At 67.3% G+C, this 15,111-nt stretch carries 10 protein-coding genes and 1 tRNA gene; 5 read left to right on the plus strand and 6 right to left on the minus strand.

The window, feature by feature from the left end; translation table 11 throughout:
* Window positions 1–7: 7 nt before the first annotated feature.
* Window positions 8–1,672: an arginine--tRNA ligase gene (argS, locus tag FB560_RS10895; RefSeq protein WP_141872379.1), complete on the minus strand. Its 1,665-nt coding sequence runs from the start codon at window positions 1,670–1,672 to the stop codon at window positions 8–10.
* A gap of 70 nt (window positions 1,673–1,742) precedes the next feature.
* On the opposite strand from argS, the gene FB560_RS10900 reads away from it, so the two are divergent.
* Entirely contained in the window at window positions 1,743–2,558 is an 816-nt protein-coding gene (locus FB560_RS10900; protein ID WP_141872380.1) for an SGNH/GDSL hydrolase family protein, read from the plus strand.
* A 16-nt stretch (window positions 2,559–2,574) separates the two neighbouring features.
* Window positions 2,575–2,647 (plus strand) — tRNA-Arg (locus tag FB560_RS10905).
* Window positions 2,648–2,731: 84 nt separating this feature from the next.
* Here the strand turns inward: FB560_RS10905 and FB560_RS10910 are convergent.
* Together FB560_RS10910 and FB560_RS10915 are read right to left on the minus strand one after the other, a co-directional pair.
* Window positions 2,732–3,835, minus strand: coding sequence for a magnesium and cobalt transport protein CorA (locus tag FB560_RS10910; RefSeq protein ID WP_141872381.1), 1,104 nt, complete (start codon window positions 3,833–3,835; stop codon window positions 2,732–2,734).
* A 49-nt stretch (window positions 3,836–3,884) separates the two neighbouring features.
* Window positions 3,885–4,499: a TetR/AcrR family transcriptional regulator gene (locus tag FB560_RS10915; RefSeq protein WP_141872382.1), complete on the minus strand. Its 615-nt coding sequence runs from the start codon at window positions 4,497–4,499 to the stop codon at window positions 3,885–3,887.
* Window positions 4,500–4,619: 120 nt separating this feature from the next.
* Between FB560_RS10915 and FB560_RS10920 the strand changes: the two genes are divergently transcribed.
* On the plus strand, window positions 4,620–6,359 hold the full coding sequence (locus FB560_RS10920; protein ID WP_141872383.1) for a CocE/NonD family hydrolase: 1,740 nt from the start codon (window positions 4,620–4,622) through the stop codon (window positions 6,357–6,359).
* A 224-nt stretch (window positions 6,360–6,583) separates the two neighbouring features.
* On the opposite strand, the gene FB560_RS10925 is transcribed toward FB560_RS10920, so the two are convergent.
* A complete protein-coding gene (locus FB560_RS10925) occupies window positions 6,584–8,938 on the minus strand; it encodes an arylsulfatase (RefSeq protein ID WP_141872384.1) in 2,355 nt (784 codons plus the stop codon).
* Window positions 8,939–9,181: 243 nt separating this feature from the next.
* On the opposite strand from FB560_RS10925, the gene FB560_RS10930 reads away from it, so the two are divergent.
* Window positions 9,182–9,904 (plus strand): GAP family protein, encoded by a 723-nt coding sequence (locus FB560_RS10930; protein WP_141872385.1) that lies wholly within the window; start codon window positions 9,182–9,184, stop codon window positions 9,902–9,904.
* A 40-nt stretch (window positions 9,905–9,944) separates the two neighbouring features.
* On the opposite strand, the gene FB560_RS10935 is transcribed toward FB560_RS10930, so the two are convergent.
* Complete coding sequence (locus FB560_RS10935; protein WP_141872386.1) at window positions 9,945–12,302, minus strand: arylsulfatase; 2,358 nt, start codon at window positions 12,300–12,302, stop codon at window positions 9,945–9,947.
* A gap of 232 nt (window positions 12,303–12,534) precedes the next feature.
* Between FB560_RS10935 and FB560_RS10940 the strand changes: the two genes are divergently transcribed.
* Window positions 12,535–14,184 carry a SulP family inorganic anion transporter gene (locus FB560_RS10940; protein WP_141872387.1) on the plus strand — a complete coding sequence of 550 codons (1,650 nt, stop codon included), beginning with the start codon at window positions 12,535–12,537 and terminating at the stop codon, window positions 14,182–14,184.
* A gap of 10 nt (window positions 14,185–14,194) precedes the next feature.
* On the opposite strand, the gene FB560_RS10945 is transcribed toward FB560_RS10940, so the two are convergent.
* Window positions 14,195–15,079 carry a formylglycine-generating enzyme family protein gene (locus FB560_RS10945; protein ID WP_141872388.1) on the minus strand — a complete coding sequence of 295 codons (885 nt, stop codon included), beginning with the start codon at window positions 15,077–15,079 and terminating at the stop codon, window positions 14,195–14,197.
* Window positions 15,080–15,111 lie beyond the last annotated feature (32 nt).

Genomic DNA, 15,111 nt, shown 5'->3' on the forward strand with positions numbered 1-15,111 from the left:
CGGCGCGTCACATGCGTTCGGGTGCCGACACGCCCAGCAGATCGAGCCCGTTGCGGAAGACCTGACCCGCGGCGTCGTTCAGCCAGAGACGCGTGCGGTGCACGCTCTCGATCGGGTCGTCGCCCTGCGGGATGACACGGCAGTTGTCGTACCAGCGGTGGTACAGCCCGGCCAGCTCCTCCAGGTAGCGGGCGACCCGATGCGGCTCGCGCACCTCCGCGGCGAACGCCACGATGCGGGGGAACTCCTGCAGCGCGCCGAGCAGCGCGGCCTCGGACTCGTGCGTGAGCGTCTCGGGGGCGAACTCGGAGCGTTCGACGCCCGAGTCACCGGCGTTGCGGGCCACGTTGTGCGTGCGCGCGTGGGCGTACTGCACGTAGAAGACCGGGTTGTCGTTGGTGCGCTTCTGCAGCAGCTCGGGGTCGAGATCGAGCGGCGAGTCGGCCGGCGAACGCTCCAACGAGTAGCGCAGCGCATCGGTGCCCAGCCAGTCGAGCAGGTCGTCCATCTCGATGATGTTGCCTGCGCGCTTGCTGAGGCGTGCGCCGTTGATCGACACCATCTGACCGATCAGCACCTGGATGTTCTTCTCCGGGTCCTCTCCTGCGGCTCCCGCGACGGCCTTGAGACGATGCACGTAGCCGTGGTGGTCGGCGCCCAGCAGGTAGATCTTGTTCTGGAAGCCCCGGTCGCCCTTGTTGAGGTAGTAGGCCGCGTCGGCGGCGAAGTAGGTGTACTCGCCGTTCGAGCGGCGGATGACGCGATCCTTGTCGTCGCCGAAGTCGGTGGTGCGCACCCACACCGCGCCGTCCAGGTCGAAGACGTGGCCCTGCTCGCGCAGACGGTCGACGGCCTGGTCGATCAGGCTCGTGCCCGAGGCGTCCTTCTCGTGCAGCGTGCGCTCCGAGAACCAGACGTCGAAGGGCACGTTGAAGCGGTCGAGCGAGTGCTTGATCTCGGCCAGCTGGTACTCGTACGCCTGGTCGCGGGCGACGACGAGCTGTTCGTCATCGGGGAGGTCGAGCAGGTCGGGGTGCGCGGCGAGCACGCGCTGCGCGAGCGTGGTGACGTACTCCCCCGGGTATCCGCCTTCCGGCGTCGGCTCCCCCTTGGCAGCGGCCAGCACCGAGCTCGCGAAACGCTCCATCTGCGCGCCGGCATCGTTGATGTAGTACTCGCGGACGGCATGGGCGCCGCTGGCGAGCAGCAGCCGGACGATCGAGTCGCCGAGCGCCGCCCACCGGGTGTGGGCGATGTGCAGCGGGCCCGTGGGGTTCGCCGAGACGAACTCCAGGTTCACGGTCACACCCTGCTGGGAGTCGTTCGTGCCGTAGGCGGCACCGGCATCGACGATCGTCTTCGCGAGCGCGCCGGCAGCAGCCGCGTCGAGACGGATGTTGATGAACCCGGGGCCGGCGACCTCGGCGCTCGCGACACCGTCGACCGCGGCGAGCCCGTCGGCGATCTGCTGCGCGAGCTCACGCGGGTTCGTGCCGAACTGCTTGGCCAGACGCATGGCGATGTTCGATGCCCAATCGCCGTGGTCGCGGTTGCGCGGACGCTCGAAGACGAGGTCGGCGGCGGTGAGTCCGAGCGGCTCGCCCGGGCGTCGCTCGTCTGCGAGGGGCGTCAGGACGGCGAGGAGGGCGTGGGCGAGCGTTTCAGGGTTCATAGGCTCCCCAGTTTACGGCGCGTCGCGGGCCGGAATTTGCGCCCGCGGATTCCTGATCTACTCTCATCCCATGAAGGCCCGTGTCACCCGCCACCCCCTGCGATCCGCCGGGGTCGCCGTCGCCCTGCTCCTGGTGGTCGCGGCAGTCGCTCTCGGCATGTGGCGACCGTGGGCTCCGCTGCCCTCTGCCGCCCCGATCGGCGCGGCAGCACAGGGTGAGGGAGCGGCACCGGCGGCCATCGCCCCGGCGCCTCTCGTCCTCCCCGAGCACCCCACCGTCCTGGTGTTCGGCGACTCCTGGACCTACGGGTCCGCGGCGACAGTCCCGACCGAGGGATATGCCTATCGACTGGCCGGCCTCCTCGACGGCCAGACCATCGTCGACGGCGTGCGCGGCAGCGGATACCTCAAGCCCGGACTCGACGGTCCCGCCTTCGGAGAGCGCATCGCCGCGCTCGACCCGACGCTGACTCCGGACCTCATCATCATCCAGGGATCGATCAACGATCGCGCCCAGGGCGAGGCCGGCTACCGCGAGGCCGTCACCGCCGCCTGGGACGCGCTGTCGGCGAAGTACCCCGAGGCGACGATCGTCGTGCTCGGTCCGGCGCCGCACGAGCTCCCGGTGGGGGCCGCCACGGGGCGCATCGACACCGACCTGGGCGAGCTCGCCGCCGCACGGGGCTGGTGGTACATCTCCCCCATCGCGCAGGACTGGATCACCGAACAGAACTACCTCGACGTGATCGACGTGGATCTCGGACGTCAGCATCCCTCCACCGCCGGCCACCGCTACCTGGCCGAAAGGGTCGCCGCCGCGCTGACCGAGCTGACCGGCGCGCCGGTCAGCGAGGCCGGCGGGTCGGAGACCACCCCCGAGCAGTGATATTGTCGATCGGTACGCCTCCGTAGCTCAGTGGATAGAGCGCCGGTTTCCGGTACCGTAGGTCGCAGGTTCGACTCCTGTCGGGGGCACAACATAAACGTATAAGAAAGGCCGCCTGATTCCAGGCGGCCTTTCTCGTATCTGGGCGCTGCCTGTGGCGTGAGCACCTCGCCTCACATCCACTTCTGTCGCTTGAAGATGACGTACAGAACGACCGCGAACGCAACCATGCCGCCGACGGCGAGCGGATAGCCGAATGCCCAGTGGAGCTCAGGCATGTTGTCGAAGTTCATCCCATAGATCGCGCCGATGAGCGTCGGAGCGAAGAGGATCGCTGCCCAGCCGGAGATCTTCTTCATGTCTTCGTTCTGCCGCTGAGCGACCAGGGTGCCATTGACCGTGAGAATCTGCGAGAGGGAATCACGGAGCTCGCTGACCTGCGTCTCGACGCGGCTCAGGTGGTCGGCGACGTCCTGCAGATACGACTGCAGCGGCTCTGGGATGTCGTAGCGACGGAACCCCTTCCGGAGTGCCGCGAGCACCTCGGCGAGACCGGAGGTGGCTTGCTGAAGGTCGATGACCTCCTGACTCAGGCGGTAGATGCGTTCGGTGACCGTCGCATCGCCGCGAAACACCTGGCGTTCGATCTGTTCGCGGTCTATGGCGAGACCGCGAAGTACGGGCGCGTAGCCGTCGACGATGGCGTCGAGGAGGCGGTAGACGATGGCTTCGGGGCCGTGGTGCAACAGCTGCTCGTCGTCAAGCAGGGTGCGATCGCCGCGGTCGGCGGCGCCGGATGCGTCGTCGGCGTCGAGACCGTCGATCCACCGGCCGTCCTGGCAGAAGACCGCGACAGCCTGTGGGCGCACGAGGATGTGAAACTCGGCGAAGTCGACGTCTTCCTTCGCGTCGATGTACCACGCGGACCGGACGACGAGGAAGAGGGTGTCGTCGTAGCGTTCCAGCTTCGGACGCTGCCTGGCATGGAGGAGGTCCTCGACAAGCAGCGGGTGCAGGTTCCAGGTGTTGGCGAGCTCGGCGACATCCTCCGGCGTCGGCTTCGGGTAAAGCAGGAGTGCGGTGCGGTGTTCGTCCTCGTCAGTGAACGTCTGCGCGCTGAGCACCGTGGTGTCGCGCGGCGCACGGACGAGGTGGCCATCATCGACGTAACGCGTGCGTCGGGTCGTCCCCTCGGTGGGCGACGGCACGCCAGGTGTGCGGCGGCGGAACACCCCGCCGCGGGGACGATTTGTGCCGTCACTCGTCGACTGTGTCATGTCGTGTCCTCTCGCTCTGTTCGGAGTATGCCGCAGATATCGACGCGGTTCAGTCGTGGCGCGGCGCGAGCACGTCTTGGAGAGCCGGTGCGACGACCCGGACGAGGTCGTCGATGTCGGCGTCGACAAGGGTTGGTACGCCGATGATGCGGCGAGCGGTGATGATGCCCACCAGCATGGCGGACGCCACGCCGGTACGGAGCGCAGCATCCCTATCGTCGCTGCCTCGCGTGCCCTCTCGCAGGCGGGATTGAATGAAGTCGCGGAGCTGGTCGCTGGCGTGCTGGTTCACGATGGCGCCGCGGAGCATCGCCATGAGCGGCTCGGATTCCTCTTCGGACCCTTCCCAGGCGTGCAGGTACGCTCGGACGACCCGCTCGCCGAGGTGGTCGTCCGGTCCTTCGAACGCGATGTTGAAGCGTTCGAGTGCGGATGCCGGCACGGCCATTACGGCAGCGAACAGCTCGTCCTTCGAGCGGAAGAACTGCATCACCTGCGAGGCATCGACACCGGCGTCGGCCGCGACGCGTCGAATCGTAGTCCCGGCAAAGCCGTCGGAGGCGAAGCGGGCTCGGGCGGCCTCTAGGACGGCCACTCGAGTGTTGCCGGGGCCCGGTCGCCGGCCTGGGCGCCGAACTGTCGCTGATTCCGTCTGAGTGCTCACACCTTGAATCTACGCCCCACTCGATATTTTCTCAACAGTTGTTGAGTTTTAGGCGATCTGAGCGTACGCTCGCAGCGACCCGGGATCCTGGGCCGTCTCCCACGTGATGAAGGAACCGCCATGTCCACCGAACAGAAGATCTTCACGCCGTCCTCCTCGCTCCCGGCAGGCCGCACCGGGCTCCTCACGAATTTCGCTCCCGGAACCCGCACGCTGGAAGCCGGTTTCCAGGTCGCACCTCCGTTTCGCCCGCTCCCGGTGGACATGATCTTCGAGAAGGACGTCGCGGTAGAGCTTCGCGACGGTGTGACGATCTATGTCGATGTTTTCCGCCCCGTCGGCGCAGAGAAGGTCCCGGTGATCCTGGGGTGGAGCCCGTACGGCAAAGCACAGGGCACCTCGCTGAGCGTCATGGGCGTTTTCGGGCTCGTCGGACTCTCCAACTCCACCGTCTCCGGTCTCGAGAAGTTCGAGGGACCTGACCCCGCCTACTGGTGCGCCCGGGGATACGCGGTCTGCAACCCCGACATCCGCGGCGTCGTCGACTCTGAGGGCGACAGCGTGCTCTGGGACCGCCAGGACGGGCGCGACGCCTACGACCTCATCGAGTGGCTCGCTGAGCAGGACTGGTGCAGCGGCAAGGTCGGAATGACCGGCACTTCCTACCTGGCCGTCTCCCAGTGGTTCACCGCCGCGGAGCAGCCGCCCCACCTCGCCGCCATCAACCCGTGGGAAGGCGTCAGCGACGTGTACCGCGATCTGGTGCTGCGTGGCGGCATGCCCGACACCGGTTTCGCTCGCCAGCTGCAGGAAGGGAGCTTCTTCGGCAAGAACCTCAAGGAGGACATCCTCGCCGAAGTCGAGGCGCACCCCCTGTTCGACGAGCTCTGGACCGAGAAGGTCCCCGAGTTCGACGAGATCACCGTGCCCGCGTACATCGTCGCGAGCTACTCCAACACCCTTCACACGGCGGGCACGTTCCGCGCCTGGCGGCGCATCGCCTCTGAAGCGAAGTGGCTGCGCATTCACAACGGCCAGGAGTGGCCCGACTACTACGACCAGGGCAACGTCGAAGACCTCCGTCGCTTCTTCGACCACTACCTGAAGGGCATCGACAATGGATGGGAGACGACGCCGCGAGTGCGGTACTCCGTCCTCGACCTCGCCGGAGGAGACAAGGTCAACGTGTCTGCAGACGAGTTTCCCCCGGCCGAGGCGATCTCGACGAAACTCTACCTCGACGGACGCACCCGCCGCCTAGTCCCGGATGCTCCCGCAGAGGCTGCTGTCGTCACATACGACGTCGACAAGAATCCGAACGCCGCATCCTTCCTGCTCCGGTTCGACTCGGCGACGGAACTCGTCGGATACCCGAAGGCCCACTTGTTCGTCGAAGCCCGTGGCGCCGACGACATGGATCTCTTCGTGCTCATCCAGAAGCTCGACGCCTACGGCACGCCTCTGCAGCAGTTCACCGTACCCAACCAGTCCGCGATGGCCCACGACCTCACCGACCACGGCGCGACCATCCTCAAGTACAAGGGATCCGACGGACGGCTCCGCGTCTCCGCTCGCCACCTGGACAAGAACCTCACGACCGACGATGTGCCGGCACACTCTTTCGACCGCGTTGAGAAGCTCACCCCCGGCGAGATCGCCGAGATCGAGATCGACCTGCTCCCGCTCGGCCTCGCCTTCGCGGCAGGCGAGCAGCTCCGATTCATCGTCAGCGCCCGCAACCTGCTGGGAACCCTGATGCCAGGCATCGAGGAGTATGTCCCCGCCAACGAGGGCACACACATCATCCACACGGGCGCCGACCATGCCTCCTACCTCCAAGTGCCCATGCAGAACGGCTGAAGGGCACAGTCCGTCTGACTAACCGTCGCTGCCCCCGAACAGGGCGGTGTCAGGCGAGTAGAGGATTACGTGCGCGTCCACGAAGGATCGACCTTAATGAGTGGCGCCAGATCCCCCGGAATCACGCGGCAAGACACCTTCCGCGTACAACCCACAACGAGAAAGCGGGACCGTCCATCAGGACGGTCCCGCTTCTGTTCTCCGGCCCTCTCTCCGACGCCCGGTTACTGGTGCCGCATCGCGGCCTCGAGCCAGGCCTCCGGGTCCACGAGGTGGTTGTGGTCATCGAGCCCGAGGTCGATCTGCGCCCAGTGGATCGTTCCCGAAAACGCACCCCCCTTGGTCGTGTACCCCTCGTACGCGGGCATCCCGGTGTCGCAGCCGACGTCGAGGCCCTCGTCGAACGAGAAGTACATCGGGTGCGTGCGCACGACCTCTGCGGTGCCGACCTGATCACCGTCGACGAAGAGGGTGACCGTTCCTCCTCGACCGATGCCTCCGCCCGCATACGCGAACTCGGATCGCACCTGATGGACGCCGGGCGTCAGCGGGTCGGCGGAGAGCGCCGTGCTGCGGAGGAGCCCGCAGTAGTTGTAGTGGAAGCCCACCTTTCCGCCTTCACCGAAGAATGACCAGCCGCCGGTACGACCGCCCTGGGCGAGGATGGCGCCCTCCAGCGTCCCGTCGTCGGGCACGATGATCTCCGCCGTCGCCGACCAGGACCGGTTCTTCACATTGATCGCGACGTTCTCGTTGAGCCTCGTCATACCCGGATACAGCCGCAGCGTCTCCCCCTGCACGATCGTCGGGCGACCGGCGAACTCGGGATTCATCCGCTGGGCGGCGCGGTCGTCGAGCGGGATGACGTTGTAGCGCGTGGCCTCGATCAGGAAGAGCTGCTGCAACTCGGCCAGCTTCTCCGGCTGCTCCTTCGAGAGGTCGTTCGACTGCGTCCAGTCGACCGTGGTGTCGTAGAGCTCCCACACGTCCTCGGAGAAGTCCGGCGCAGCGCTGACGACGTCCCAGGGAGTGCGGTGACGGGTCTGCGCCGTCCATCCGCGGTGATAGATCCCGCGATTGCCCATGATCTCGAAGTACTGCGTGTGATGGCGCTCCGCAGCCGTCGCATCGTTGAACGAATAGGCGAAGGACGTCCCGTGCATCGGCACCTGCGTCACGCCGTTCACCGTGTGCGGCTGGGCCAGACCCGCGAGTTCGAGGATCGTCGGTGCGACATCGATGACGTGGTGCCACTGATCGCGCACCTCTCCCCTGCCGGTGATCTGTGCCGGCCAGTGGACGATGGTGCCGTTGCGCGTGCCGCCGTAGTGACTGGCGACCTGCTTCGTCCACTGGTAGGGCGTGCACATCGCATGCGCCCACCCGACCGCGTAGTGGTTGTAGGCCTCGGGGCCGCCCACCTTGTCGAGGTTCTCCTGCCAGAACTCCACGGTCTCGTACTCCGCGCCGCCGTTCGCGGCCGTCGAGAGCATGAACGCCCCCTCCAGCCCGCCCTCGGCGGACGCCCCGTTGTCTCCGATGATGAACAGCACGAGGGTGTCGTCCAGGAGATCCAGCTGCTCGATCGCGTCGATCACGCGCCCCGTGTGATGGTCGGCGTATTCGAGGAAGGCGCCGTAGACCTCCATCTGGTGTGCCAGGATGGGCCGCCGCTCCTCAGGGACCTCATCCCATGAGGGGATCCCCTGACTGCGCTCGGTGAGCACGGCATCCGCCGGGATGACGCCGAGCGCCTTCTGCCGCTCGAAGGTCTCCGCACGCAGCGCGTCCCATCCCTGGTCGTACCTGCCCTTGTGCTTCGCGATCCACTCCTTCGGGACATGGTGCGGAGCATGCGTCGCACCCGGTGCGAAGTAGATGAAGAACGGCTTGTCGGGGGTGAGCGACTTCTGCTGATTGATGTAGTCGATGGCCCGATCGGCCAGGTCGGGCATCAGGTGATAGTCCGGGTCGTCGGGTGCCTCCACGAAGCCGACGCCGTCGATGAGCGCGGGCGTCCACTGATTCGTCTCGCCGCCGATGAAACCGTAGAACTTCTCGAATCCGCTGAACGCCGGCCAGTGGTCGAACGGTCCGGTCGGACCGGACTCCCACACCGGCACCTCGTGGCACTTGCCGAACTGGGCGGTGTTGTAGCCGGCCTGTCGCAGGATCTCCGGCAGCGGAACACACGAGTTCGGACGTGTCGAACGGTACCCCGGTGATGGCGTGGCCGTCTCGGTGATCTGTCCCATGCCGACCTGGTGATGGTTGCGGCCGGACAGCATGGCCGCCCGTGTGGGAGAGCAGATCGCGGTGGTGTGGAACCGGCTGTACCGCAGTCCTCCGCCGGCGAGGCGTTCGGCCGTCGGCATCGGCACCGGTCCCCCGAACGCGCTCGATGCGCCGAATCCGACGTCGTCGAGGAGCACGAGCAGCACGTTCGGGGCCTGCTTCGGCGGGCGCTTCATCTCGATGGGCGGGAGCTTCTCCTCCATCTTCTTCGCGTCCATCACCATCGGACCGGTGTAGGTCTGGTCCGGGATCGGCAACACGCTGCCGGGGAGTTCCGTGGTCATCTGCGTTCCCTTTCGATCGTGGTGCTGCGCGAAGAACCGCCGCGGTCACGCAGCTCCCCTCGTACTCCTGCTACCAGTCCTATCGAGTGCCGCACGCTCGCGGTGACGGCACTCACCCGTCTCGGGTGACTCGCCCCGAGCGCTGACGATTCCAGGGGCTAGCTTGTGGAAGTCGGCGTCCGGCATGCACGGACCCAGATGCACCGCGGAGCCGACCCGAGCGAGCAGTGAGGGCGTGGTCCGATGACCGATCTGGTGCTGTCTCTTCTTCCGCTGGTACTCGGAATCGTGATGAGCCCCCTCGCGATCATGGCTCTCGTCGCGGTCCTCGTCTCGCGGCGTGCGCGCGTGAACGGCGTGATGTTCTTCGTGGGATGGACAGCCGGCGTGTTCATCGGCCTGGGCGCGAGCTTCGCGCTGCTGGGGCTGCTCCAGGTCCATGAACGGCAGGAGCCGCCGCTCTGGGTGCCTCTGCTGCGCCTGCTGCTGGGCGTCCTGCTTCTGCTGGGTGCCGTGTGGATCTACCGCCGCGGAAGGGCGCATCGGCTGGCGATGGCCCAGGCATCCACACCCGGCGAGGTCACCGCGGCCGCGCCGCAGCTTCCCGGATGGTTGAAGTCGGTCGAGAGTTTCACTCCCGGACGATCTCTGGCCCTCGGAGCGGGGATCTTCCTGCTGAACCCTGTCGATCTCTCGTGCGCGGTCCTGGCGGCGCTCGACGTCCGCCTCGCCGGGCTCGACACCGTGCCCAGCGTCGTCGTGCTCGTGGTCTTCGGGGCGATCGGAGTGCTGCCGATCGGCATCCCCGTGCTCCTGGTGCTCGTCAAGGGCGAGGAAGCTGCTCCCACACTCACGCGCATCCGCACCTGGATCGCCGGGAACACGAGTGTTCTCAACGCCGCCCTGGTGCTCGTGATCGCGGTGCTCCAGCTGCAGAAGGCGATCTCCGCCCTGCTCGCCTACTGACCTCATCCGTTCTCGGCAGGCGAGCGCATGCGGCGGCGCGCTACTGCTTCAACATCGCCACCGCGAGCCGGTGCTCGTCGTCGATGAGATGGGAGTGATCGTCGTCACCGAGGTCGATGCGCACCCACTCGATGTCACCCGAGAACGCGTTCCCCGTCGGTCCGTAGTCCGGGGAGACGGGCGAGGCGAGATCAGCGCCGACGTCGACCGTCTCGTCGAACGTGAACTGGAACGGGATGGTCCTCTTCACCCGCCCCTCGCCGATGACGGAGCCGTCGGCCGACAGCGTCACTGTGCCGCCCTTCGCCAGCCCACCGCCGTCATAGGCGAAGTGCGCGCGGAGCTCCGTCGCATCCGCGGGTATCTGCGTCGAGGAGCGCACGATGTCGACGTCGATGCCCAGCAGGTTGTACGCGAAGGCGAGCATTCCGTCGACCGCATAGAACGACCAACCGCCATAGGCACCGCCCTGCGCGAGCAGCACGCCTGAGGCCTCACCGTCAGGGATGCGGACCTGCGCAGTGACCGTCCAGGACTTGTTCTTGATATTGATCGACGTGTTCTCGCTGAGACGCTTCATCCCCGGATAGAACTTCTGCGAGTCGCTGACCACGAGCTGCGGACGCCCGGCGATGTCGGGATTCATCCTCTCGGCGGAGCGGATGTCGAGGGGCAGCACGTTGAAGCGCGCCGCCTGGATGAGGAAGAGCCTCTGCAGATGCGCGAGTCTCTCCGGCTCTTCCGCGGCGAGATCGTGAGACTGCGTCCAGTCCTTCTCGACGTCGTACAGTTCCCACACGTCGTCGTCCAGCCCGTGGGACGATCCCGCCCACGGGTCTTTGTGCTTCGCGACCGCCGTCCACCCCTTGTGGTAGATCGCGCGGTTGCCGAGCATCTCGAAGTACTGCGTCTCATGCTGCTCGTCCGCCTGTGCGTTCTCCGCGGCGAAACTGTAGTTCATCGCGGTCCCCTCGTACGGGCGCTGCGTCACGCCGTTCACGAGGGATGGTTCGGGGATCCCCGCAGCCTCGAGCACGGTGGGTGCGACATCGATGACGTGGCTGAACTGGTGACGGACGCCACCCTTCTCGACACCGCCATGAGGCCAGCTCACGATCGTCCCGTTGCGGGTGCCTCCCCAATGGCTGGCGACCTGCTTGGTCCACTGGTACGGCGTGTCCATCGCATGCGCCCATCCCACCGCGTAGTGGTTGTACGACCGTGGGGTGCCGATGTCGTCGATGTGATCGGCCACGTACTGCTCGGTCTCCAGGTCGTTCATGTGGTTGATGGTGAAGCCCTCGTTCGTCGTTCCGTGCATCGACCCCTCGGCGCTGGCACCGTTGTCGCCGATGATCACATAGACGAGCGTGTCATCGAGGATGCCGAGCTCCTCGTAAGCGTCGAGGAGCCTCCCCACGTGATGATCTGCGTACTCCAGGAAGCCCGCGTATACCTCCATCTGACGGGCCAGTGCCGGTTTGATCAGATCGCTCATCTCGTCCCACGCGGGGATGCCGGCGCTTCGTTCGGTCAACACGGCGTCAGCCGGTATCACTCCGAGTTCGAGCTGGCGGGCGAAGGTCTCCTTGCGGATCTCATCCCATCCCTGATCGAACCGGCCCTTGTACCTGTCTGCCCATTCCTCCGGCACGTGGTGCGGGGCGTGGGTCGCCCCGGGGGCGAAATAGGTGAAGGACGGCACGTCCGGCGCGAGCGACTTCTGCTCGCGGGTCCACGCGATCGCGCGGTCGGTCATGTCGCCCATGAAGTGGTAGCCCTCTTCGGGCGTTCCCCACGGTTCGACGGGAGTGGTGTTCTCATAGATCGCCGGATACCACTGGTTGGTCTCGCCGCCGATGAAGCCGTAGAAGTACTCGAACCCGTTGCCCGGGGTGGGCCATCCCGAGAACGGCCCGATCGCGCTCGCCTGCCACACGGGAACCTCGTGGCACTTGCCGAACTGCGCGGTGTTGTAACCGTTGAGCTTCAGGGTCTCCGCGAGCGGCGCACAGCTGTTCGGTCGCACCGAGCTGTACCCCGGCGCCGAGGTGGCGATCTCTGTGATGCCTCCCATCCCGACCGTGTGGTGGTTCCGCCCGCTGAGCAGGGCGGCACGCGTCGGCGAGCACAACGCGGTGGTGTGGAAGCGCGTATACTTCAGCCCGGCAGCGGCGACGCGTTCGAAGTTCGGCGTATGCACCGGTCCCCCGAACGCGCTCGATGCCCCGAAACCGGTGTCGTCGATGAGGACCACGAGCACGTTCGGAGAGCCTGCGGGCGGACGCACCGGCTCGATCGGAGGGAATCGGGTGTCCGGGTCGGTCGCGTCGTACGTGACCGTCCCGGTGTAGGCCAGATCTGGGATCGGAAGAACGGAACGCTGCACATCGGTCATCGCTACTCCTCGGGGTCACGACGGGCTGCGGAGCCCGCCTCCTGGCGCCCCAGCGTAAGGTCCTGCCTCCTCAGCCGGCGGAGGGCATCGCCCGCAACGGGTGACCCGCCTTCTCACCCCGGCAGCGGCGATGTCAGCATGAGAGGGCCGTTCGAGGTGTGGCTCTCACCGGCGCCGGATGCCCCGAGTCGCGTCCGGGACGACGCCGCCTGACCGAGACGCGAGGAGCCGGATGACCGACACCGCTGCACCACGCTCGCGGCCACCGGCGGCCTGGCGCACGCGCTGGTGGTTGCCGACCCTCGTCGGATATCGCCGCGCGTGGTTGTCGTCGGACATCATCGCCGGTCTCGCCGCCGGAGCCGTCGTCGTACCGCAGGCGATGGCCTATGCGACGATCGCGAACCTCCCGGTGCAGGTCGGCCTCTACACGTGCATCATCCCGATGCTGGTGTACGCCCTGCTCGGCGGGTCCCGCGCCATGAGCGTGTCGACTACCTCCACGGTCGCGACGCTGACGGCCACCACTCTCGTCACGGCGACCACCGCGTCGGGGTCGGACGACCCGATCGGCACCGTGATGGCACTGGCCATGCTGGTCGGCACGCTCCTGATCATCGCGCGGCTGCTGCGTCTGGGGTCGCTCGTCGAGAACATCAGCGCGGCGACGGTCCTGGGCGTGAAGATCGGGGTCGGTGGCACGGTCGCGGTCGGCCAGCTCCCCAAGCTGCTCGGTGAGACCTCGAACGTGTCCGGCGAAGGGTTCTTCCGGTCCCTCCTCGCCGCGCTCGCGGCGTTCGACAGCATCAACTGGCCGACCGCGGCCCTGTCTGCCGCTTCGATCGTGATCATGCTGCTGTTCGCGCGGTTCGCGCCGAAGATCCCCGGCACGCTGGTGGTCGTGGTGATGGGGATCGTGCTCGTGTGGCTCTGGAACCTCGACGACGCCGGGGTCGCGCTGATCAATCCGGTGCCGTCGGGGCTGCCGACGCCGGGCCTGCCGAATCTGACCGATCTGGGGGCGCTCATCCCCGGGGCGCTCGCGATAGCCGTCATGGTGTTCCTCGAGACGGCCGCGGTCGCGCGCGGAATCCGTCGCCCCACGGAGCCGGCCATCGACGCCGATCAGGAGCTCATCGCCGTGGGCGTCGCGAATCTCGCCGGCACGTTCTTCAGCGCGCTCCCCGCCGCCGGGGGATTCTCGCAGAGCGCTGTGAACCAGAACGCCGGGGCGCGCACGCAGCTCGCGACTCTGGTGACCGTCGCCCTCGCGGTGCTGGTCGCCCTGTTCCTCGGCCCCGTCGTCTCGCTGCTCCCCCAGGCCACCTTGGCAGCCATGGTGCTCGTCGCCGTGGCCGGTCTGATCGACATCCCCCTGCTGATTCGGTGGGCGCGCATCAGCGCGATCGACTTCTGGGTGGCGCTCATGGTCGCCGTCATCGGCCTCACCGGGGGTCTGCTCGCGGCGGTCGCCGCCGGTGTCGCCGTCACCCTCATCCTGGTTCTGCGGGAGCTCAACATCCCGCGACTCGAAGTCGTCGGCGAACGCGATGGCCGAGTCGCCATCCGCACCCTCCGCGGCCTCTACACGGCGAACGCGCTGGCGAACGAGCGGGCGATCATCCAGCTGGCGACCACCCGCCCCGAGCCGGTGCGCTCCGTGGTGCTGGATGCGCGGAGGCTCGAGACCGTCACGATCACCGTGCTCGACACTCTCGCCGATCTCGATCGTGAGCTCGCGGCCCACGGCATCGCCCTGCACATCGCCGCGCTTCCCGAGAAGGCGACCGCGATCGCGACGAAGACCGAGTGGTATCAGGGCCTGATCGCCGCAGGCCGGGTGCACGCCCACGTCGCCGAGGGCCTTGCCGCACCACTCTGACCGGTGGCGATCACCGCGCGCAGCGGAAGCCGATGTGCGTCATGGCGGTGTCCTCCGCCTGCGCGGAGCGTGCGGCCGGGCGGTAGCGCAGACAGTACTCCGGAGCACACAGGTGAGAGCCGCCCTTGAGCACCCGCCGAGGGATGCGCGACCCCGGCTCGGCGGAGAGCAGGCTCGGACGCGGTCCGGCATCGACGCCGACGGCGCCCGGCGGGACGTGCCGATGCGTCCAGTAGTCATCCGTCCACTCCCACACGTTGCCGATCATGTCGTGCAGGCCGTAGCCGTTCTCCGGGAACGAGCCGACCGGCGCCGTCCCCACCCATCCCGCAGCACCGGCGTTCCGATAGGGGAACTCGCCCTGCCAGGTGTCGGCCATCACGGCACCGTCCGGTCGGACGTCCGATCCCCATGCGAAGCGCGCACCCACGAGACCACCACGGGCTGCCCATTCCCACTCCGCCTCAGAGGGAAGCCTCTTCCCACTCCACTCGGCGTAGGCGGCGGCGTCCGGATACGCGATGTGCACGACCGGGTGATCCCCGCGATCGACCACGGCGTCCTCGGCACCGAACGGCCGACGCCAGTGCGCCCCGGGCTCCCATCTCCACCACTGCCGCCAGTCGCGCAGATCGACCGGACCGCTCGTGGGTGTGAACACCATCGCGCCGGGCACGAGATCCGCCGGATCCGCACCGGGGAAGTCAGCCGCGTTCAACGCGCGTTCCGCGATCGTGACGTAACCGGTCGCCGCGACGAAGGCGGCATAGGCCGCGTTCGTCACCGGATGCGCGTCGAGCTCGAAGGGAGCCACCGCGCGCTCGTGGACCGGCCCCTCCTCCGGATAGAACTCGTCGGAGCCCATCAGCAACGTCCCGCCGGGGATGCGGATCATCGCCGCCCCGACGCCGATCCCCGCAGGTCCGC

Source organism: Microbacterium saperdae, from assembly GCF_006716345.1.
Lineage (GTDB): Bacteria > Actinomycetota > Actinomycetes > Actinomycetales > Microbacteriaceae > Microbacterium > Microbacterium saperdae.